The 20,831-nt window shown below is 38.7% G+C and carries 23 protein-coding genes and 2 tRNA genes; 6 read left to right on the top strand and 19 right to left on the bottom strand.

The genetic code is table 11. The annotated features are described in order from the left end of the window. Positions 1-4: 4 nt before the first annotated feature. Positions 5-220: a FeoA family protein gene (locus ACJVDH_RS18600; protein WP_443944902.1), complete on the top strand. Its 216-nt coding sequence runs from the start codon at positions 5-7 to the stop codon at positions 218-220. Between the two features lie 11 nt (positions 221-231). Further along, positions 232-2,340 carry a ferrous iron transport protein B gene (gene feoB, locus ACJVDH_RS18605; RefSeq protein ID WP_443944903.1) on the top strand — a complete coding sequence of 703 codons (2,109 nt, stop codon included), beginning with the start codon at positions 232-234 and terminating at the stop codon, positions 2,338-2,340. Positions 2,341-2,843: 503 nt separating this feature from the next. Here feoB and ACJVDH_RS18610 read toward each other — a convergent pair. Next, positions 2,844-3,320 (bottom strand): Lrp/AsnC ligand binding domain-containing protein, encoded by a 477-nt coding sequence (locus ACJVDH_RS18610; protein WP_133260856.1) that lies wholly within the window; start codon positions 3,318-3,320, stop codon positions 2,844-2,846. A gap of 153 nt (positions 3,321-3,473) precedes the next feature. Between ACJVDH_RS18610 and ACJVDH_RS18615 the strand changes: the two genes are divergently transcribed. The 3 genes from ACJVDH_RS18615 to ACJVDH_RS18625 all read left to right on the top strand — a co-directional run bounded on the left by ACJVDH_RS18615 (position 3,474) and on the right by ACJVDH_RS18625 (position 4,963). Next, positions 3,474-3,581 (top strand) — tRNA-Asp (locus ACJVDH_RS18615). 73 nt (positions 3,582-3,654) lie between these two features. Beyond that, positions 3,655-3,800: transfer RNA gene (locus ACJVDH_RS18620), tRNA-Asp, on the top strand. A 146-nt stretch (positions 3,801-3,946) separates the two neighbouring features. Further along, positions 3,947-4,963 carry a LacI family DNA-binding transcriptional regulator gene (locus ACJVDH_RS18625; protein ID WP_443944904.1) on the top strand — a complete coding sequence of 339 codons (1,017 nt, stop codon included), beginning with the start codon at positions 3,947-3,949 and terminating at the stop codon, positions 4,961-4,963. A gap of 43 nt (positions 4,964-5,006) precedes the next feature. On the opposite strand, the gene frr is transcribed toward ACJVDH_RS18625, so the two are convergent. The 10 genes from frr to ACJVDH_RS18675 all read right to left on the bottom strand — a co-directional run bounded on the left by frr (position 5,007) and on the right by ACJVDH_RS18675 (position 10,948). Then, the gene (frr, locus tag ACJVDH_RS18630) at positions 5,007-5,570 is read right to left on the bottom strand and encodes a ribosome recycling factor (RefSeq protein WP_443944905.1); all 564 of its coding nucleotides are present in this window, start codon (positions 5,568-5,570) and stop codon (positions 5,007-5,009) included. A gap of 37 nt (positions 5,571-5,607) precedes the next feature. Next, positions 5,608-6,312 (bottom strand): UMP kinase, encoded by a 705-nt coding sequence (gene pyrH, locus ACJVDH_RS18635; protein WP_443944906.1) that lies wholly within the window; start codon positions 6,310-6,312, stop codon positions 5,608-5,610. Between the two features lie 64 nt (positions 6,313-6,376). After that, positions 6,377-7,465 (bottom strand): N-acetylglucosamine-6-phosphate deacetylase, encoded by a 1,089-nt coding sequence (gene nagA / locus ACJVDH_RS18640; protein ID WP_443944907.1) that lies wholly within the window; start codon positions 7,463-7,465, stop codon positions 6,377-6,379. A 138-nt stretch (positions 7,466-7,603) separates the two neighbouring features. Beyond that, positions 7,604-8,449, bottom strand: coding sequence for a translation elongation factor Ts (tsf, locus tag ACJVDH_RS18645; RefSeq protein WP_443944908.1), 846 nt, complete (start codon positions 8,447-8,449; stop codon positions 7,604-7,606). Positions 8,450-8,577: 128 nt separating this feature from the next. Continuing rightward, positions 8,578-9,417 carry a 30S ribosomal protein S2 gene (gene rpsB, locus ACJVDH_RS18650; RefSeq protein WP_443944909.1) on the bottom strand — a complete coding sequence of 280 codons (840 nt, stop codon included), beginning with the start codon at positions 9,415-9,417 and terminating at the stop codon, positions 8,578-8,580. Positions 9,418-9,435: 18 nt separating this feature from the next. Further along, positions 9,436-9,822: a 30S ribosomal protein S9 gene (gene rpsI / locus ACJVDH_RS18655; protein WP_443944910.1), complete on the bottom strand. Its 387-nt coding sequence runs from the start codon at positions 9,820-9,822 to the stop codon at positions 9,436-9,438. A gap of 3 nt (positions 9,823-9,825) precedes the next feature. Continuing rightward, positions 9,826-10,269: a 50S ribosomal protein L13 gene (rplM, locus tag ACJVDH_RS18660; RefSeq protein WP_090888304.1), complete on the bottom strand. Its 444-nt coding sequence runs from the start codon at positions 10,267-10,269 to the stop codon at positions 9,826-9,828. A gap of 147 nt (positions 10,270-10,416) precedes the next feature. Further along, positions 10,417-10,602 (bottom strand): hypothetical protein, encoded by a 186-nt coding sequence (locus ACJVDH_RS18665; RefSeq protein ID WP_443944911.1) that lies wholly within the window; start codon positions 10,600-10,602, stop codon positions 10,417-10,419. Next, complete coding sequence (locus ACJVDH_RS18670) at positions 10,595-10,771, bottom strand: ORF6N domain-containing protein (RefSeq protein WP_443944912.1); 177 nt, start codon at positions 10,769-10,771, stop codon at positions 10,595-10,597. Before ACJVDH_RS18670 ends, ACJVDH_RS18665 begins: the two co-directional genes overlap by 8 nt. 45 nt (positions 10,772-10,816) lie before the next feature. Beyond that, a complete protein-coding gene (locus ACJVDH_RS18675; RefSeq protein WP_443944913.1) occupies positions 10,817-10,948 on the bottom strand; it encodes an ORF6N domain-containing protein in 132 nt (43 codons plus the stop codon). A 154-nt stretch (positions 10,949-11,102) separates the two neighbouring features. Here ACJVDH_RS18675 and ACJVDH_RS18680 point away from each other — a divergent pair, with 154 nt between their 5' ends. After that, positions 11,103-12,182, top strand: coding sequence for a mechanosensitive ion channel family protein (locus ACJVDH_RS18680; RefSeq protein WP_443944914.1), 1,080 nt, complete (start codon positions 11,103-11,105; stop codon positions 12,180-12,182). A gap of 47 nt (positions 12,183-12,229) precedes the next feature. On the opposite strand, the gene ACJVDH_RS18685 is transcribed toward ACJVDH_RS18680, so the two are convergent. From ACJVDH_RS18685 to ACJVDH_RS18720, 8 genes are all read right to left on the bottom strand, one after another. Beyond that, positions 12,230-14,518, bottom strand: a complete 2,289-nt coding sequence (locus tag ACJVDH_RS18685) for a Tex family protein (RefSeq protein ID WP_443944915.1) — start codon at positions 14,516-14,518, stop codon at positions 12,230-12,232. 314 nt (positions 14,519-14,832) lie between these two features. Next, on the bottom strand, positions 14,833-15,201 hold the full coding sequence (locus ACJVDH_RS18690) for an iron chaperone (protein WP_443944916.1): 369 nt from the start codon (positions 15,199-15,201) through the stop codon (positions 14,833-14,835). An 18-nt stretch (positions 15,202-15,219) separates the two neighbouring features. Then, positions 15,220-15,792, bottom strand: a complete 573-nt coding sequence (locus tag ACJVDH_RS18695; RefSeq protein ID WP_443944917.1) for a pentapeptide repeat-containing protein — start codon at positions 15,790-15,792, stop codon at positions 15,220-15,222. Between the two features lie 391 nt (positions 15,793-16,183). Then, complete coding sequence (locus tag ACJVDH_RS18700; RefSeq protein WP_443944918.1) at positions 16,184-17,170, bottom strand: pyruvate dehydrogenase complex E1 component subunit beta; 987 nt, start codon at positions 17,168-17,170, stop codon at positions 16,184-16,186. Between the two features lie 246 nt (positions 17,171-17,416). After that, positions 17,417-17,773 carry a bleomycin resistance protein gene (locus tag ACJVDH_RS18705; protein ID WP_443944919.1) on the bottom strand — a complete coding sequence of 119 codons (357 nt, stop codon included), beginning with the start codon at positions 17,771-17,773 and terminating at the stop codon, positions 17,417-17,419. A 4-nt stretch (positions 17,774-17,777) separates the two neighbouring features. Continuing rightward, positions 17,778-18,341: a GNAT family N-acetyltransferase gene (locus ACJVDH_RS18710; RefSeq protein ID WP_443944920.1), complete on the bottom strand. Its 564-nt coding sequence runs from the start codon at positions 18,339-18,341 to the stop codon at positions 17,778-17,780. Positions 18,342-18,395: 54 nt separating this feature from the next. Then, positions 18,396-19,187, bottom strand: a complete 792-nt coding sequence (locus ACJVDH_RS18715) for a rhamnogalacturonan acetylesterase (protein ID WP_443944921.1) — start codon at positions 19,185-19,187, stop codon at positions 18,396-18,398. A gap of 23 nt (positions 19,188-19,210) precedes the next feature. Further along, positions 19,211-20,830: a glycoside hydrolase family 43 protein gene (locus tag ACJVDH_RS18720; protein WP_443944922.1), complete on the bottom strand. Its 1,620-nt coding sequence runs from the start codon at positions 20,828-20,830 to the stop codon at positions 19,211-19,213. Position 20,831: the final 1 nt, after the last annotated feature.

Genomic DNA, 20,831 nt, shown 5'->3' on the forward strand with positions numbered 1-20,831 from the left:
ACGGATGAAACTTTCACATTTAAAAGTTGGCGAAAAAGGAACGATAGTTGCCTTTACAGATCTAGATCTATCTGTAAAGTTGATGGAAATGGGTTGTTTACCAGGAGAAGAAGTTGAAGTTGAACGCTTTGCACCTCTTGGCGATCCTATGGCCATTCGCGTTGCCGGTTACCAGCTTTGCCTGCGAAAAAGTGAAGCAGATGTCATTATCATTCAATAATTTTTCTGGACTTGGATATTAAAGTTGCATTAGTTGGTAATCCCAATACAGGTAAATCTACTCTCTTTAACCGTTTAACTGGTTTAAATCAAAAAATAGGAAACTTTCCAGGAATTACTGTCGATAAAAAAACGGGCTTCACAAAACTTCCCGGTGGGAAAGGAGCAGAAATTATCGATTTACCCGGAACATATAGTCTGTATCCTAAAAGTGCAGATGAAAGTATTGTTTTTCAGGTTCTTGCAGATCAGAGTAATCAAAGTCACCCGGATATTATTGTTTTAATTGCCGATGCAACCAATCTGAAGCGGAATATGTTGTTGTATTCACAAGTTGCAGATTTGGGAATCCCGATGGTTCTGGCCCTAAACATGTTAGATCTTTCTTCTAAACAAGGTATCGATATTAATCTGGATAAACTTGCAGAAAAACTTGGTATCCAAGTGGTTTCTATATCAGCCAGAAATAATATTGGCATTGATAAACTCAAAACAGCCATTTCCAATACGACAAACATCGCGACACAATCTCAAGATATTGACGTCAACCTCCTTGCTCCTGAAGCTATAAATGCGATAAAATCGAAATTAAATTCGACCAACGATTATTTCGCCCTACAGGTATTACATCAACATGAGTATCTGAATTTCTTTACAGAAACCCAACAGGGCGAGATAGAGGAAATTGAACAATCTCACAAATTTGAATCGTCAAAAATCCAGGCTGCAGAAACAGTTGCTCGTTATAAACATTTAAGCTCAGTACTTTCCGATGTGATAACTTATGCACCGGAAGATAAAAAATACTCCACTAGCGACAAACTAGACCAGATTTTAACACATAAAATCTGGGGTTTTGCCATTTTTCTGGCTATCTTATTTGTTATCTTCAACGCCATTTTCGCCTGGTCATCTTACCCGATGGATTGGATTGAAAGTGGTTTCGGCTTTATCACGGATTTTGGACATGAACATTTACCGGAAGGAATGTTTACAGATCTGATTTTAGATGGTGTAATTGCAGGTTTAGGCGGAATTTTTGTCTTTATTCCTCAAATCGCCATTTTGTTTGCTTTTATTTCCATTCTGGAAGATACCGGCTATATGGCGAGAGTAACCTTCATGATGGACAAAGTTATGAGCAAAGTTGGCTTAAATGGCAAATCTGTTGTGCCAATGATTGGTGGCTTAGCTTGTGCAGTACCTTCCATCATGGCCGCCAGAAATATCGAAAACTGGAAAGACAGAATCATTACGATTTTGGTAACACCTTTGGTAAGCTGCTCTGCAAGATTACCGGTATATATCCTCATCATTTCCCTTATTGTACCTTCAGAAAAGGTTCTGGGAATTTTTAATTTACAGGGCTTGGCTTTGATGATAATGTACCTTGTCGGTATCGTAGCTGCAGTTTTAGTAGCATGGGTGATGAAATTTATCATCAAAACAAAGGAACGTTCTTATTTTATTATGGAACTGCCTTTATACCGTATGCCAAGATGGAAGAACGTTTTGTTTACGATGTATGAAAAATCTAAAACTTTTGTATTTGAAGCCGGTAAAGTGATTATTGCCATTTCAATCATTCTTTGGGTAATGGCATCTTTCGGACCAGGAGAAAGATTTGAAAACATTGATAAAAAATATGCTTCGGCTTTGGCGGATTCTACAAGGGATGCCGGACATATTGAAACGCTTATTGCAACTGAAAAGCTAGAAAATTCTTATGTGGGGATTTTAGGCCAATGGATAGAGCCAGCAATCAGACCTTTAGGATACGATTGGAAAATTGGTATTGGATTGATTACATCATTCGCTGCGCGCGAGGCTTTCGTAGGCACAATGGCTACAATTTATAGCGTGGATGGTGGCGAAGAAGACAGTACAACCATTAGAGAACGGATGGAAGCATCTGTAAACAGCTCAACCGGTTTACCGGTATATACTTTTGCAACCGGAATTTCACTCATGTTGTTTTACGCATTTGCAATGCAATGTATGAGCACTGTTGCCATTGTATACAGAGAAACCAAAGGCTGGAAATGGCCGGTTATTCAATTGGTGTATATGACTGCTATGGCTTATTTTGCTGCGCTAATTGCTTACCAGCTTTTGAAATAAATAGCTTACTATTTCTTCCGTTGTCACCCAGAGCTTAGTCGCAGGGGCATCTAGAATGTAATTATCAAAGGTTGGGAGAGCAGTTTCTTTACAACTATTAGAGTTCATTTCCGCTTTACTTCGCCTATAGCTTTGTGTTCACTTCAATCTGGTATAAGAAGCCGTTACGGTACTGTTATTTTCGGTTAGGAGCATGTTTTTCCTTCTTTCATTTTTAGGGTGCTTGTGCATTGGCCACCCTGAACATAGCGAAAGCGAACAATAGGCAAATTGCCATTTATTACATCAACCTTTGTTTGTAAACCCGGTAGAAGTGGCAGCCCCGATTGCAATTCGGAAATATAGCGAATCACAGGATTGTTGTTACCGAAATCTGACTGGACTTTCATTTCCTAACATCAATTGAGAATAAGTATAAGCATTTTATCTAATAAGATATATAAGATCATTTTAAAGCCCGGCATTCTTATTGAAATTTTTTGCTGATGTCGTGTTGTGTAATCTTAGCCCAGCTCAATCTGCCGTTTGATACTTTCTTCCAATGAGATCAGCGTTTCTGTACGTTGGATTCCGTTTACGGCCTGTATTTCTTCGTTCAGAACATGACGTAAATGGTTAGTATCGCGACAAATAATCTTTGCAAACATACTGTAAGCGCCGGTAGTGTAATGCAACTCCACTACCTCTTTAATTTTGCTGAGCTGAGCAACTGCATCTTTATACTGAATTCCTTTTTCCAGATAAATACCTAAAAAAGCACAAATATCGTATCCAGCTTTCTGCGGATCTATAATTAAATGAGACCCTTTTATAATGCCCATTTCCTGAAGCTTTTTCATACGAACGTGAATAGTTCCACCGGAAACGATTAAATCTTTCGCGATTTCCGTATAGGGTTTTGTTGCATCCTGCATCAATTGCTTCAGAATATCAATATCCAGGTTGTCAATTTCTAAATTGGGATTGTCTTTTTTCAACATATTTTTTAATTATGATAAGCGAATTTACAATATTTTATAATTATTACAAAAATAAAATTAAATGTTTAAAACATTTGCAACACATAGGTCAATCCTTTACATTTGTATCAAGCAAAACAAAAAGGAACGTTCTTTAAATGATGCTTAACATACTGTAGGGTGGTGAAACAGGCAGACACACCTCCTTGTCTCGGTGGCGGAGAATATGGAAAATCGGAAACGGCTAACCACTCCTTGAAGGTTCGATTCCTTCCCCTACAGCTTTTTAGTAACAAGTTAAGGTTTCACAATCTGAGAAAGATTCTGAAGCACAAACTTCGAACTAAAATTATAATGTTGGGTGGTGAAATTGGCAGACACGCCTCCTTGTCTCGGTGGTGGGGAATAATGGGACAAACGCAGTTTATTTGGGTTGACCACAAATTAATTTATTGAACTGTAGCTAACTACCCCTTGAAGGTTCGACTCCTTCCCCAACAGCATTTTTTATGAATAATAAGTTAGTTAATTGAGCAATCCTGGATGGGCTTGCTCTTTTTATTTGTGCCAATTTTCAAATTTGTGGGTATATTTTTTTAAGATGTTGTATCTTGCCTGTGGTGTAACCTTAATATGCACAAATTTTAATGAAGAAAATTTCCATAAAAGATATTGCAAGTAGACTCAATATTTCAATCACTACTGTATCTTTCGTGATCAACGGAAAAGCAAAAGAAAAAAACATAAGCGACGCCCTCACTAAAAAGGTCTTGGACTTAGTTGCAGAGTTGAATTACCAACCAAATGCCCTCGCCAAAAGTCTTCGTACCGGAAAAACAAAAATCCTCGGCTTCCTGGTGGATGATATCTCAGAGCCCTTTTTTGCCGGCATTGCCCGCAATATTGATGAAATCGCATCCGGTTTAGGGTATAAAATACTATTTAGCAGTACCAGAAATAATACCGATAAGGCAATAGAACTGCTTCAGATTTTTAAAGATCGGCACGTTGATGGCTACATCATGGCTTTACCCGAAGGACTTGAAGAAGAAGTTAACAAACTGATTAAAACAGATGCGCCTGTTGTTCTTTTTGACCGTTACGAGCAAGATGTAAAAACAGATTATGTTATTATAGACAATGAGGCAAGTGTGCTACAGGCTACATCTCACTTAATTGACAATGGGTATAAAAACATAGGTTTTGTAACACTTGATACGGAACAAAACCAGATGATCGACCGCCTTTCTGGTTACAATAAAGCAGTTAAAAAGGCAAAACAAAAATCTTCTGTACTTAAAGTAGATTATAAAGGTGAAGTGCCTGCAATAACGCAAATAGAGAAATATCTTACTTCGGAGCAGCAACTGGATGCAATAGTTTTTGCGGCAAACTACATTTGCCTGGATGGTTTAAGAACTTTCAAAAAGATGGGACTTAAAATCCACAAAGATCTTGCAGTTGTATCTTTTGACGATTTTGAGTTGCTGGAGTTTTGCGAGCCACCTGTTACTGCTATTGTGCAGCCGTTAAATGCGATTGCAGACAATATCATGAAGATTTTACTTGCCAAACTAAATAAACGCAGCAGCGGTACGGAAAACACCCAAATTAAACTTCCCACTGTTTTGGAAGTAAGAGGTTCCAGTTTGAAAAAGGCATAAAAAAAGGAAGATTAAATCTTCCTTTTTTTATGCCTACTATTTCTTAAACCGTCATGATATCTTTTTCTTTAGCTTCCGCATGTTTGTCTACTTTGACAATATATGCATCTGTAAGCTTCTGAACTTCGGCTTCGCCTGTTTTGATTTCATCATCAGAAACATTTTCGCCTTTAAGTTTTTTAATTTTTTCGTTAGCATCTTTACGGATATTTCTTACGGTAACTTTCCCGCGTTCGGCTTCTTCTTTTACTTTCTTAACCAAATCTCTTCTACGCTCTTCTGTAAGTGGCGGTACCACCAATCGAATCACAATACCATCATTCTGAGGGTTGATTCCGATGTTAGCTTCTTGAATCGCACGTTCGATAGGTGTAAGTAAATTTTTCTCCCAAGGCTGGATAATCAACGTTCTGGCATCAGGTGTGTTAATACTGGCTACCTGAGACAAAGCTGTTGCTGAACCATAATAATCAACGAAAATTCCATCCAACATCCCGGCAGATGCTTTTCCTGCTCTAATTTTAGTCAATTCTGATTCACAATGATCAATGGCTCTGTCCATTGCGCCCTGAGAATCTAATAATTGTAACTTTATGAGGTCATTCATAATTGTGTGTATTTCTACAAATATATTTCTTTTTAGCTTATTTAACCAAAGTACCGATTTGTTCTCCGTCGGCAATTTTCATAAAATTCCCTGGTTTGTTCATATCAAACACAATAATTGGAACTTGGTTTTCTTCGCAAAGCGTGAAGGCCGTCATATCCATTACGTTAAGATTTTTCGCGTATACTTCTTTAAATGATATTTGTTCAAACTTTGTAGCAGTCGCATCTTTTTCAGGGTCTGCAGTATAAATACCATCTACACGCGTACCTTTTAAAACTGCATCGGCCTTAATTTCAATTGCACGTAAAGCAGCAGCAGAATCCGTGGTAAAATAAGGATTGCCTGTGCCAGCCCCGAAAATAACAACGCGTCCTTTCTCCAAGTGGCGAACAGCTCTTCTGCGGATAAATGGTTCACAGATTTGCTCCATTTTTATAGCAGTAAGTAAACGGGTTTTGATGCCAACTTTTTCCAGCGCATCTTGTAAAGCCATTGAGTTGATTACCGTCGCCAGCATACCCATATAATCGGCCTGAGCTCTATCCATCCCACTTTTTTCGGCACTCAAGCCTCTAAAAATATTCCCACCACCAATAACGATTGCAATCTCCAGACCTTTATCGTGTACAGCCTTGATATCTTCCGCGTATTGTCTAACGCGTTCATTATCAATTCCATATTGTTTGTCGCCCATTAGCGATTCGCCGCTAAGTTTTAACAGGATGCGTTTGTATTTCATGGCCTCAAAAATATTAACATTTTTTTAATACCAAGCTATGCTTTTTAACAAATGATGTAAATATTTAGATTGATTGCTCCACACCCTTAAAGATGATCTTTTCAAGGCCCAGTTGTTGATTTAGCAGCAAGAGATCTGCGCTTTTGCCAATATCAATTTGACCTACTAAAGCGTCGAGTCCGATAAGTTTAGCAGGTGTATGTGTGGCCATTTTTACAGCTTCTGGAAATGCTAAGCCACATTGTTTAACACAGTTCTGCACGGATTGCAACATCGTAACTGCGGAGCCAGAGAGTGTGCCATCTGGCATTACATATCTATTTTCTTGAAATATGTGTGGATACGGACCGATATTACAAGCTGTAACGGCATCCGTGATGAGGAATAAACGCTCTTTCAATATTTTATGCGCAAATTTAACGACTTCAAAACTTACGTGTTGACCATCGGCTATAATGCTGGCTAATGCTTTATCGTGATTAAAAACGGCACTTGGTATACCTGGAGCACGGTGGTGAATCGGGCTCATTGCGTTAAATAAGTGCGTTGTAGATTGGATCCCCATGTTATAAGCCTTCGTGGCTTCATCAAAAGTAGCATCGCTATGCCCTAAAGAAACAACTACACCGTTATCCAGCAAATATTGAATAACACTATCCTCCTGTAATTCTGGAGCGAGCGTCATCATCCGGATTACGCCATCGCCCAAATCCAGCAAAGATTTAACTTCGTCTAATGAAGCTTTATGCACAAATTCTGGAATGTGCGCGCCCAAACGCTTTGGGTTCATATATGGGCCTTCCAAATGCAACCCCAAGAAATTGCGGGCATTAGCGCGGTGTTCTTTAGCAGCAGTAATACATGCCTGAAAAACTTCCAGACTATTTGTGGCCATACAGGCAAGAAAACCAGTAGTTCCTGTTTTCATCAAGGTTTCTTCCATTACAGAAAGCGACTCGGCACTTGGTTCGGCAGAAAACATTTTTCCTCCGGCGCCATAAATCTGCAGATCGATGAAACCCGGAACCAACCAGTCATTGCCAGAAACTGAAGGGGAATTTTCTATAGAAGATATAAACCCCTCCTTAATTTCTATATTTTTATTTTGTACTAATGTTTTGTCCTGATAAAAATTAACACCTTGAATAATCATAATAGCAACTTTAGTATAAAGCAAGTTACAAAAAAGACCCAAAGCACAAGAAACAGAAAGCGATTATACCTGCCCACAAAAAAAATGATCAAAAAAAAACCCCTCAATTGAGGGGTTTCCATAAAATATTTTCAGTGCTTATGCACCTAATTGTACACGTTTGAAAGCAGATACAGTTAATCCTTTAACAGTATTGTCTAAGAATTTACGAACATCTACTGAGCTATCTTTAACAAACTCTTGGTTTAATAAAGTACTGTCTTTGTAGAATTTGTTCAATTTACCAGCAGCAATTTTTTCAACCATTTCTTCTGGTTTACCTTCCTGACGGATTACATCTTTAGCAATTTCGATTTCGCGTTCGATAGTAGCTGGATCAACACCATCTTTATCTACAGCTACCGGGTTCATTGCGGCAATTTGCATTGCAACATCTTTACCAGCTTCAGTAATATCAGCACCATTAGCACCTTCAAATACTACCAAAACGCCCATTTTACCGTTTGAATGGATATAAGAAACGATTTTTTCGCCAGAAATATTTGCATACTCCTGGATAACGATTTTCTCACCGATTTTACCTGTTAGTTCAGTAATGGTTTCGGCAACTGTACGTCCATCTTCCAAAGCGATTGCTGACAATTCTTCTGCAGTAGCAGGATTGTTTGCAACAGCTGCAGCTAAAACAGCCTGAGCTAAATTACGGAAATCTTCAACTTTAGAAACTGGCTCAGTTTCACAAGCTAAAGCGACTAATTTACCGTTTGTGCCATCTGCTGAAACATGGATTGACACAAGACCTTCTGAAGTCGCATTACCAGAACGGGCAGCCGATACTTTTTGACCTTTTTTACGCAATAAATCAACAGCTGCTTCAAAATCGCCATTAGCTTCAACTAAAGCTTTTTTACAATCCATCATACCAGCGCCAGTTTGTTGACGCAATTTATTTACATCTGCTGCAGAAATTTGTACTGTAGACATTTTATTTCCTTTTTAAAGTTTAAAATCTTGTTATAACAATTACAGGTTACAAGTTACAAGCTGCAAGTTAAACTCTTGTTAAGTCAACTTAAAACCTGGCACCAGTAACCTGCAATTAAAAAATATTACTATTCTTCTGTTTTATTTTCTTCTGATGAAGAACCTTCTACTTCAGCTTCAGCAGTTTCTTTTTTAGCACGTTTTGGTTCTTTAACCTCTGGTGCATCAGCTGCAGTTTTAGCTGCTACTGCTTCTTTTTCTGCTTCATCATCTTTCTCACGTTTACGTTCTTCTAAACCTTCTTCAATTGCTTTGATGATTACATCAGTAATTAAAGAGATAGATTTAGTAGCATCGTCATTCGCAGGAATTGGGAAATCGATGTTAGAAGGATCAGAGTTGGTATCAACCATCGCAAAAGTAGGGATGTTTAATTTCAACGCTTCAGTTACCGCGATGTGCTCTTTCTTAACATCAATTAAAAATAAAGCTGCTGGTAAACGGTTCAAATCAGCAATACCACCTAAAAGTGATTCTAATTTAATACGTTCACGTTGGATCATTAAACGCTCTTTTTTAGATAAGATCGCATAAGTACCGTCTTTAGTCATTTTATCGATGTTAGACATCTTTTTGATTGACTTACGAACAGTAGCAAAGTTAGTTAACATACCACCTAACCAACGTTCAGTTACGAAAGGCATGTTTACTTTTTTAGCTTGTTCAGCTACGATTCCTTTTGCTTGTTTTTTTGTCGATACAAATAAAACTTTACGTCCTGATTTTACGATTTGTTTAATCGCAGCCGCAGCTTCTTCAGTTTTAGTTAAAGTTTTGTTTAAATCTATAATGTGAATTCCATTACGCTCCATGAAAATGTAAGGAGCCATTTTTGGATTCCATTTACGGGTAAGGTGACCAAAGTGCACACCTGCATCCAATAAGTCTTGATAAGTTGTTCTTGCCATTGTCTTTGCCTCCTGTGATTAACGTTTACTGAATTGGAATTTCTTACGGGCTTTAGCACGTCCTGGTTTCTTACGTTCAACCATACGCATATCACGCGTCATTAGTCCTTTAGCACGTAATGCAGGTTTTTTCTCCGCATCTAGTTCAACAATCGCTTTAGCAATAGCCAAACGAACAGCTTCTGCTTGTCCTTTTACTCCACCACCTTGTACATTTACAGTGATATCATAACGGCCTACAAGCTCAGAAACTTCTAAACTTTGGTTTACGATATATTGTAAAGGTAAAGTAGGGAAATATACTTTGTGGTCTTTACCGTTAACGGTAATTGTGCCAGCACCATCTTTTAAGTAGATACGTGCAACAGCTGTTTTTCTTCTTCCTGAAGTGTTAGTAACTGACATTTCTTAAAGTTTAATGGTTTTAGGAGACTGAGCAGCATGAGGGTGTTTATCACCAGCATACACAAAAAGATTTGTGTATAATTTTTTGCCCAATTTAGTTTTCGGTAACATACCACGTACCGCTTTCTCAATTACACGCTGAGGGTGTTTCGCCATTAACTCTTTTGGAGAGATAAAACGTTGACCACCTGGATAACCAGTGTATGAAACATATTCTTTTTCACTGAATTTGTTCCCTGTCAATTTAACCTTGTCTGCATTGATAACAATAACATTATCACCGCAGTCTACGTGTGGGGTATACTCAGGCTTGTTTTTACCACGGATGATCATTGCGATCTTCGATGACAAGCGCCCCAGAATCTCGCCTTCCGCATCAACTACAATCCACTGTTTGTTTACAGTTTTAGCATTGGCCGAGACAGTTTTGTAACTTAACGTATTCACTTGCTTGTATTTAATTTATTAAACAATTATTTATTCCCATTAAATTTGGGACTGCAAAGATAGATGAAATTGTTTTATTATCAAATAGTTGAAGTTAAATATTTTTGACGATTATACAATTGCTAAACAAAGTAAGGCGCCGCCAGATTAAATCTCATCCTGCCGATATCCTATGCGCTTTCTTGGCTTTTCTATTTTTGCGGCCAGCTCATCCACATAATTAAACACCACTTCGATATTCTTATCGTGATTGTAAATTTTAAGTTTAATATCTTCAATCTCGGCTTTCAGGGAATTATTCCCGTTCAGCAATTGCCTGAAATGACTAAACAATCTGGATATTCATCTGAACGGCCTTATCATTGTTTAAAACACTCGAAATCATCAATACACCATGCGCCGTAAATACATTCGGCAAATAAGTTCTACCTCCTCTGCCACCTTTTGAGGTCACATTTTGTGACCTCAAAAGGTACCACACCTCTTCGGTAAGCTGAAACATAAAGTCTTCCGGAAATCTGTCCAGATTTCTTCTTATCGCCTGATTTTAGGCTTTCGTACCCACATCGTAAAGCGTAGCCAGATCGCTATCTCGCATAACTTTATGTCCACGTACTTCATAAATTTTACTTGCAATGGGATTTTCTGGGAGGATAGATTGCGTAGAGTCAGCTTTCATATCATGTTTGGATTTATGCTAACTATGATAATAAATACGAAACCCACTGCGCTAGCAAGCTTTATAAAATTGCGCAAACAATCAATCCGGCCTGTTGTTAAAAAAACAGATAGCGCTACCAATACATTCCTTACACTAAACAACAAATTCCCTTATGCACTACCTCGATGAAATTTTCGGATATCCAATACCGGTCTTTCTAAAAAATATTATAATTGCTGCAATCGCGATCCTTCTTGGCCTTCTTGTAAAATTTATCATTCACAAATCCTTCGCTTTTCTATCTAGATGGTGGGATTTCATCATAATTAAGCTAACCATTAAACATTTACGTCATCCGGTTGCTGTTTTTATTCCATTATTGTTTCTAAACTCTTCTCTCGACTTGATGGAAATGAGGCCCACGATAAAAGCACCTTTAGACAGAACATTGGAAATTGCACTCACCGCAATTTTCGCTTTAATCCTTATACGGCTGATTAATGTTTTGGAAGATTATTTTTATTTTAAGTACGATCTGAATAAAGAAAACAATCTAAAGGAGCGAAAAATACGTACACAACTTCAGTTTGTAAAAAAATTCATCGTGTCGCTAATTGTCATTATCACGGCAGCCATTATATTGCTCAGTTTTGAGAGCATGCGAAAAATCGGAGCAGGTTTACTCACCGGCGTTGGTATTGGCGGAATAATCATCGGCTTCGCCGCGCAAAAATCACTCGGAAATCTGCTTGCCGGATTTCAGATTGCGTTTACGCAACCCATCCGGATAGATGATGTTTTAATTGTTGAAGGCGAGTGGGGCAGAGTAGAAGAAATAACACTTACATATGTTGTGGTAAGCATCTGGGATCAACGCCGACTTATACTTCCCATTACTTATTTTATTGAAAAACCTTTCCAAAACTGGACAAGAGTTTCGGCTGATCTTCTGGGTACTGTTTTTCTCTATCTGGATTATACTGTTCCGATTGAACCTTTACGACAGGAAATGACACGTTTGCTAAATATGAACCCTTTGTGGGATAAACGCGTAAATGTAGTTCAGGTAACCGATAGCACTAAAGATGGTAATATTGAAGTCCGTTTTTTAATGAGCGCTTCAAATTCATCAAAAGCTTTCGATTTGCGCTGCTTTGTACGCGAATCTATGATCGGTTTTATCCAGAATAATTTCCCTGGCGGACTTCCAAAACAACGACTTGAAATAAAAGACGGAATGATCAGAACATAAAAATTAAAGGCTCCTTTTTAGAAAGGAGCCTTTAGCATAATACCTATTTATTTGAATAAGCCTTTTAATTTGGCTAGTTTTTCCTGCAAATCGCCATCCGCATCTTTTTGTGGTTTAGCTTTAAAATTGCTTTTCCCGCCTTGAGGTTTGAAATCCGACTTCGATTTATCGTCTTTTGTTTTTCGGATTTGATCTTTAGGTTTTGCAGCGGTTTCTGTTTTCATAGACAGCGAAATTCTTTTCCGCGCGGCGTCTACCTCTACAACGGTCACCTCTACTTTTTGATGAACCTTAACTACATCATTTGGATTGGCAACAAAACGATTGGCCAGCTGACTGGTATGGACCAAACCATCCTGATGCACGCCAATATCTACGAAAGCGCCAAAGTTGGTAATGTTTGTTACAATGCCTGGCAATTTCATTCCGGCTTTTAAATCGCCAATTTCATTTATGCCATCTGTAAAACTAAACGTTTCAAATTGCTCACGCGGATCTCTTCCGGGTTTTGCGAGTTCTTTTACAATATCTGTCAACGTAGGCAAACCAATTTCATCACTTACGTAAGCTTGTAATTTGATTTGCTTTTGCAATTGAGTGTCTTTCATCAATTGGCTTACAGTTGTACCCAAATCTTTCGCCATTTTATCTACAACAGCATATCTTTCCGGGTGTACGCCACTCATATCCAATACATTTTCCGCATTGCGGATGCGAAGAAAACCAGCCGCCTGCTCATAAGCTTTATCGCCAAGGCGAGGCACCTTTTTTAAACTTTCCCGGTTTTTAAATGCACCGTGTGTATTTCTATAGTCTACAATGTTTTGCGCCAAACTTGGCCCCAATCCAGAAACATAAGCCAAAATCTGTTTCGATGCCGTATTAAGTTCAACGCCAACAGCATTTACAGCGCTAATAACGGTATCGTCCAAACTGGCCTGAAGTTTATTCTGATCTACATCATGCTGATACTGACCAACACCAATAGATTTTGGATCAATTTTCACCAACTCAGCAAGCGGATCCATCAATCTGCGGCCAATAGATACTGCACCGCGCACGGTGATATCTTGCGTCGGAAATTCTTCTCTGGCCACTTCAGAAGCTGAATAAATAGATGCGCCACTTTCATTAACCATTACAATGGTTACATTTGGTAAATTCAACTTGCGCACAAAAGCTTCAGTTTCGCGGCCTGCAGTTCCATTTCCTATTGCAATGGCTTCTACAGCATGTTTTTCGCAAAGCTGACGCAATATCACTTCCGCATTTTTCTCGTTTCCTTGTCCGGTGTGCGGATAAATTGCAGTATTTTCCAGCAATTGCCCTTGCTGATCCAAGCAAACAACTTTACAACCTGTACGGAAACCCGGATCTATTGCCAAAACATTTTTCTGTCCCATTGGCGCAGCAAGCAACAACTGACGGGCATTTTCTGCAAAAACCCGAATGGCTTCTTCGTCTGCTTTCTGTTTGGTCAGCACACGAAGTTCAGTTTCCATTGCGGGTTCTAACAATCGTTTATAGCCATCTTCCAGCGCTTGCTGAACTTGCTTTGACGCTGCATTATTGCTATGTACAAATTGGTTTTCGAGCAAAGCAATGGCGTCTTCTGCTGGCGGAAGTGCATCTAAACGCAAAATCAATTCTTTCTCGCCACGGCGCATAGCCAAAACGCGATGAGAAGCGGCACTTTTTACCGGCTCATTCCAATCAAAATAATCTTTATATTTAATGCCTTCCTCTTCTTTGCCTTTAATTACTTCAGATTTAAACTCGGCCTTTTCCTGAAAGTAAGTACGCATTTTGGTACGCGCTTCTGCATTCTCAGAAATCATTTCTGCAATAATATCGCGCGCGCCAGCCAAAGCTTCATCAAAAGAGGCCACTCCTTTTTCATCGCTCACAAATTTTGCCGCTTCAGCTTCCAGATCGAAATGCTCCTGATCAAAAATTTGAAGTGCAAGTGGTTCCAAACCTTTTTCTTTTGCAACCGAAGCGCGTGTTTTACGTTTGGGTTTATAAGGCAGGTAAATATCTTCCAGCAGCGAAATGGTTTCGGCTTCGTTAATTTGTTTTTCAAGCTCTGGGGTAAGTTTTCCCAAATCGGTCATCGATTTTAAAATCGCTTCCCGGCGCTTATCCAAATCACGCAATTGCGTAACGCGATCGCGGATTGCCGCAACCTGTACTTCATCTAAACTTCCGGTCATTTCTTTACGGTAACGCGAAATAAAAGGAACGGTTGCGCCTTCATCTAACAAGCTAAGCGTTGCAGTAACTTGTTTTTCGGAAATCTTCAATTCCGAGGCAATTGTTTTATGGTGGGTTAACATATTCTAATTTTAAAGTGGCAAAGCTACTCAGGATTTTAAGGAATTAAAGGATTTTGGGCGCAAGTTTTCCACCGAAATTTGTGGGTAAAATTATTGGAAAAGATAAGGTAAAGATTAAGATTGATGGGCTTCGATAAACTCAGGTAAACAAAACGGAACTCAGACAGACAAAAGAAATTTAGCTTGGTCATTATAGATTCCACATTTTTTTCCAAGCATTAACTGGCCACGGAAACACAGAAGACACGGAGTTCTTTTGAAAACTCTGTTGCCATTAACGTTTGAAGAGTATTCTTCACCAAACATATTGCTCATTATTTTTCTTTACTTGCCATTTCTTCAACATCAATTTCGGCTTTAAACTTTGTAATTCGAGCAACCAAATCAAGCGGAAGCGGTTTATCCAATGGAAACTGAACAGCACCTTTACTCCATTTATAATCTGTAAATTCTTGTGTAAACGCATCAATTCCGGAACCTGTTGGATAGAAGCCAATATGATTTTTATAGCCCGCAAAATAAACCAGTACGTGCTTTAACTTATATGCCGGCATTCCATAACTGATAATTTCTTTGACTTCCGGAACGGCTTTTTTAATGGTTTGGCGCATCTGCTGAAGCAGTTTCTGTACCTCTGCAGGAAATAAATTGATATAGGCATCAACATTTTCTGGTTTTTCCATCGTATTGGAATGCTGTGGTTATTTTATTTCAATATCGTATTTCTGTAGCAAACCGGCAACACCAGCGTTAGAAAACCTTGCTTTTTTGATTCTGTTGTTTTCCGGATCCAGCGTATAATTATAGGCCGATCTGAAATCTGCTTTTTCCAAAATTGTACGATCGAATGTAGCCCGGTATAAATCGCAATGGTCAAAAACAGATTGGGCCAAATCTGCTTCTGTAAAATCCACTTCGTGTAATTGTGTATTCTTGAACGCTGTTTTCTTGAGTTTAAGTTTAAAGAACGAAGAATGATCCAGTTTGCAGGCATCAAAATTGAAAGCCAGGCCAAAATCATCACAATTTTCAAATTTTAATCCAAGCATTTTACAGTCGGTAAATTTGATTCCATTCAAACCAGTTTTAATTAAAGTGGCCAAACTCAAATTGCAGGAAATGAATGTACAATCTAACAATTTTACGCCGCTCAAATCTGAATTTGAAAAATTACAGTTGATGAATGTACAGTTTTCGTATTCTGCTTTTGGCAAAGGCCGTATGGTATAATCTAATTTATCAAAAGTTTGATCTGCGATGTAATTGGCGGACATATAAGATTTTTTTTCGTTGCCGAAGATAAAGAAAATGGCGGTTTTTTTGTCCGCTGAACTCGAGCAAAATTCAGTTTAAATTACAGTTTCATCCACCTAAACCCGACAGCAATGGAAATACTTTTTGGGCTTTAATACTTGAAAGATTGCATTGCCGTTCCTCCTTGCACTAACGAGAACCGATTGATGTTTTTGCCAAAAAGATTGTAATGAATGGCGGGACGGATAGAACCGAAGGAATACTTGCGTTGGTTTTCAAAAAGATAACATTTAAGTTCGTCCAAACTCAAATATTTTATCATACCGTAAAAATAAAAAATCCCCCAAGCATTGCTTAGAGGATTTATATGTGAAATATCAGTCTTAGATAAACTCAGACCAACAGGTTGTACTATTTTGTAGCGTACATTACTTCTTTAACCGCTTTAACAACTTTTTCTGCATTTGGTAAACTTGCAGCAATTAAAGTAGGCGAATACGGAAGTGGAACGTCTGCACAAGTGATACGCAATACTGGTGAATCTAAATAATCAAAAGCATTTTTCTGAACGTTGAATGCAATCTCACTAGAGATTGAAGCCAATGGCCAGGCTTCTTCTACAACAACCAAACGGTTTGTTTTCTTAACCGATTCTATAATGGTTGCATAATCAATAGGACGTACAGTACGCAAATCAATTACTTCTACATTAATCCCTTCTTTAGTTAATTCTTCTACTGCCGGATTTACCACGCGGGTTAACATTTTACCAAAAGTAACAATCGTTACATCAGTACCTTCTTTAACCACTTTAGCTTTACCAATTTCGATATAATATTCTTCTGCCGGAACATCGCCTTTGTCGCCATACATTACTTCAGATTCCATGAAAATTACTGGATCCGGATCGATGATTGCTTGTTTTAATAAACCTTTAGCATCATAAGGCGTTGCAGGAACAACAACTTTTAAACCTGGTGTATTTGCAAACCAGTTTTCAAAGTTTTGAGAGTGTTGTGCACCCAATTGACCAGCATTACCGGTTGGGCCACGGAATACCATTGGACAAGAAAACTGACCACCGCTCATTGAAAGGATTTTTGCAGCGCCATTGATGATCTGATCAATTGCAACCAATGAGAAGTTAAATGTCATAAACTCTACAATTGGAATAAGTCCGGCAGTAGCTGCACCTGTGGCAATACCTGCAAAACCCAATTCAGCAATTGGAGTATCGATAATTCTTTTGGCTCCAAATTCATCAAGCATACCTTGACTTACTTTGTACGCTCCATTATATTCTGCTACTTCTTCACCTAATAAAAAAACGCGGTCATCTTTACGCATTTCTTCGCTCATGGCTTCGCGTAGTGCTTCTCTAAATTGGATTTCTCTCATCGTATTTTTAACTAACAGGCGCAAATATAATTATTATTGCCTTTGATTAAAATGTAAGTACAAGAAAATTGGATACTTGTACTGTTTTAATTACAATTAATAAATGTAACGTTGCATTAACTTGTTTTCACAATATTTCTTTTGGGCAAACTGGCTTTTCTTGCGAAAGAAATTTGGTAGCAAAATTAAGCCATTCGCCTTTTTACCTTATTTTTTTCGTTGATACAGATTTTTTCCGGCGTGTTTTTACAAATTTCCTGCCAGATCCTCTCCAAAATGGATGATGTTTCCATTGTTATCAAGCACAGAAAACTGACGCATTCCCCAGGGCATATTTTTTATTTTGCCGTTGGGATGAATAATGTCATGCGTCTGATATTCGGCATATAAATCGTTTACTCCAGTCACATTTACATAACAACCTGTGTTTTTCGGGATGCTTTCATCTTCAGTTGGCCAAAGGTGAATGTTAATTTCATCTCTGCTGAAAATTAAATATCCATCCCAATTGTTGTGAAAAGTAAAACCGAGCTTTTCTGTATAAAATTTTATGGTTTCCTCTGCATCTAATGAAGCCAAAATGGGTGTGGCAGCTTTAAGCATATCTCTATTTTGTATGTTGTGGATTAATTAGCCCGTAAATTTCGCTATCTAAAAATTCGCCGTTAAAGTAATAATCTTCCCGGAAGTAGGCTTCTTTTACAAAACCTTGTTTAAGGAGCAACTGGCGCGATGCATCATTTTTCGGGTTGATGTTGGCTTGTATGGTGTGCAGATTTATGTGTTCAAAACCAAAATCGATCACCTTATTTAAAGCTTCGCTAATGATACCTTTCCGCCAGAAATTAGGTTGTAACATATAACCAACTTCTGCCCGGTGGTTTGTTAAATCTGAACGCCAGTAACCAATGGAACCAATCATACAATCGGGTTGTTCTTTTAAGGCGATTACCCATGCAATATTTTTACCCGCGCGGCAATCTTCCGTAAATGCAGAAATAAAATTTCGGATATCCTGAAGATTACTTGGCCGTTGCCGGTCAATGTAACGCATCACTTCTTCATTGGTTCGCATTTCAAAAAGAATTTCTGCATCATTATAGGCATATTCGCGAAGCAGAAGGCGCGGAGTTTCCAAAATTGGAAAGGGGTTAAAATTCGGGCTAAGCATAAATGTTTGTTTAAAGTATTAAGCCGTGACAACCAAATATAACACCTTACGTGCTTAGTTTTTATTGCTTATTTTTTTCAAGCCTTCATACACTAATTTTGCCATTTCTTTAGCGCCTGCGGGTTGAAAGTGTGTATTGTCTTTATTGCCTTTAGGATACGCTTCATACTTTGCAGAATCGAGATTCATGAAATAATTGCGCGCAGAAAACTCTTTACCTTTTGAGGTTAAAAAGGCCATTGATAACGCATTAAGATCAATTAAAGGAACCTTTAACTCGTTTGCTACATCGATTACACCTTGCGGATAATCTGTATGTGAGTTGTTTAGCTTTCCATCTTTCCAGGGCGAGTTGCGTGCAACCGGAGTAAGCAATATCGGTTTTGCACCTTTAGAACGGGTTTCATTCACGTACATCCGCAAAAAATCTTTATAACCGGCAACATCTATATAACGTTCTGGTTTGTCTTTTGCACCATCGTTGTGCCCAAACTGGATCAAAACTAAATCATTCTTTTCCAATGAAGCAAGCACTTCTTTCCATCTGCCTTCATTAAAAAAGCTTTTTGTACTTCTTCCGCCTTTGGCTTTATCTACCACAAGTACACTATCGCTTTTTATTAATGTTCTCAATTGTTTTAAGCTATCGCGAGTGAAAAATGGCTGAAAAACCTGTCCCCAACCTGTAATTGGATATTTCTTTTGCATATAACCCTCTTCAAGCGAGTAATCGGCTACGGTAGAATCTCCGATAAGAAAAATTTTAACGGGCTTTGGTTTTAATACGAAAGAAAACATAGCGATGGTTAGCACACCTGCGGCCAGGTATAAAAAAATCTTTTTCATGTTGAAGATATTTGTGACATTAATTATTTTGAAAACCGAAACCAATCAAACTCGGCAATCCCGGCATCATTGGTTTGTGAATCTCTAATGGCGAAAAGACCAATTTTCGCACCAATCCATTGGCCGGCAACTGCCTGAAATTCTTCGCCAACGGGCGTAAAATTTGTTCCGTCTTCGCTGTAACTGAACTGGCATTTTGCACCTGCAGAAACTTTTACTTTCAAGAAAACAGTGTTTGATTTCAGCCTTGTAATTTCTTTAGTGTTTTCGGCTTTGCCTTTATCTGCATTCTGGCCAATCCCAAAGATTAAGTACACACCATCTTTCTTACTTTGCAAACCAACCTGCGCATAACTTCTGCCCATCACAACCAGTCCGGCTTTTTCATTTTCCAATTTCGGATTCGGTTTAAAAGTAAGTTTTGTGGTTGTCGTAAATTCATCGGCCGGAAATTTCTGCATCAATAGATTTGGCACATCCCACAGGTTTTTTGCTTCATCTGGAATTTTAGCTGTATACAATTTCAAAATGCCAGCAGCGGCATCAGTAAAAAGCCAGGTTGGTTGTGGGTTTGCCTGCCATTGCCATTGCAAGCCCAATTGTGCAGTAGAAAACTCATCATTATCTGCCGGCGTTTGTATTGGGTAAGTTTTACCAACATTTGGTTTTTTATACACTGAAACTGGCGTTCCTTTGCCGCTGTTGTTTTCGTCTGCGCCAATAACCGGCCAATTATTCATCCATTTCATTGGTTGTAAATGGACTACACGGCCATATGCATCTTTATCCTGAAAATGCAGAAACCAATCTTCGCCGGTTTGTGTAGTTACCCAGGCGCCTTGGTGCGGACCATTAACATCAGATTTCCCCTGATCCATCACCACTTTCCGTTCATACGGGCCATAAATATTTTTACTTCGCAGCACAAGTTGCCAACCGGTTGATACACCTCCGGCAGGTGCAAATAAATAATAATATCCGTTGCGTTTATAGAATTTTGGGCCTTCAATAGTTGGATCTTTTTCGTGCCCATCATACACAATTTGCCCGTTTCCAATAGCTTTAGAGCCGTCTGCATTCAATGGCATAACAGCAAGAACACTTTTAATTCCGGCGCGGCTTCCTGCGTACGCGTAAGCCAGATAGGCTTTACTGTCGTCATCCCAAAGCGGGCATGGATCAATCAATCCTTTTCCGGCAATCACCAATTCGGGTTTAGACCACTCGCCATTGATGGTTTTGGCTTTAGTTAGATAAATCCCAAAATCGGGATCGGGATAATAAATATAAAATTCGCCATTACGATAACGTATGGATGGTGCCCAAACGCCATTTCCATGCTGTGTTTTCTCGAAATGATCAAAAGGTGCTTGTCTTTTTAAGGCATGGCCGATGATTTTCCAGTTCACCAAATCGTTTGATTGTAATATGGGCAATCCCGGTATGGCATCAAAACTTGATGCAATCATGTAAAAATCATTACCTACACGAATGGCATCCGGATCGGAATAATCGGCATTCAATACCGGGTTTTTAAACGTTCCGTTTCCCAGATCAGACACCCAAACATTGGATTTGAATTGTGCTAAACTGGCTAAAGAAAACCCCATCAAAATGGAGGCAAATAACAGTTTTCTGGTCATC

It is taken from the genome of Pedobacter terrestris (assembly GCF_052343045.1).
Lineage (GTDB): Bacteria > Bacteroidota > Bacteroidia > Sphingobacteriales > Sphingobacteriaceae > Pedobacter.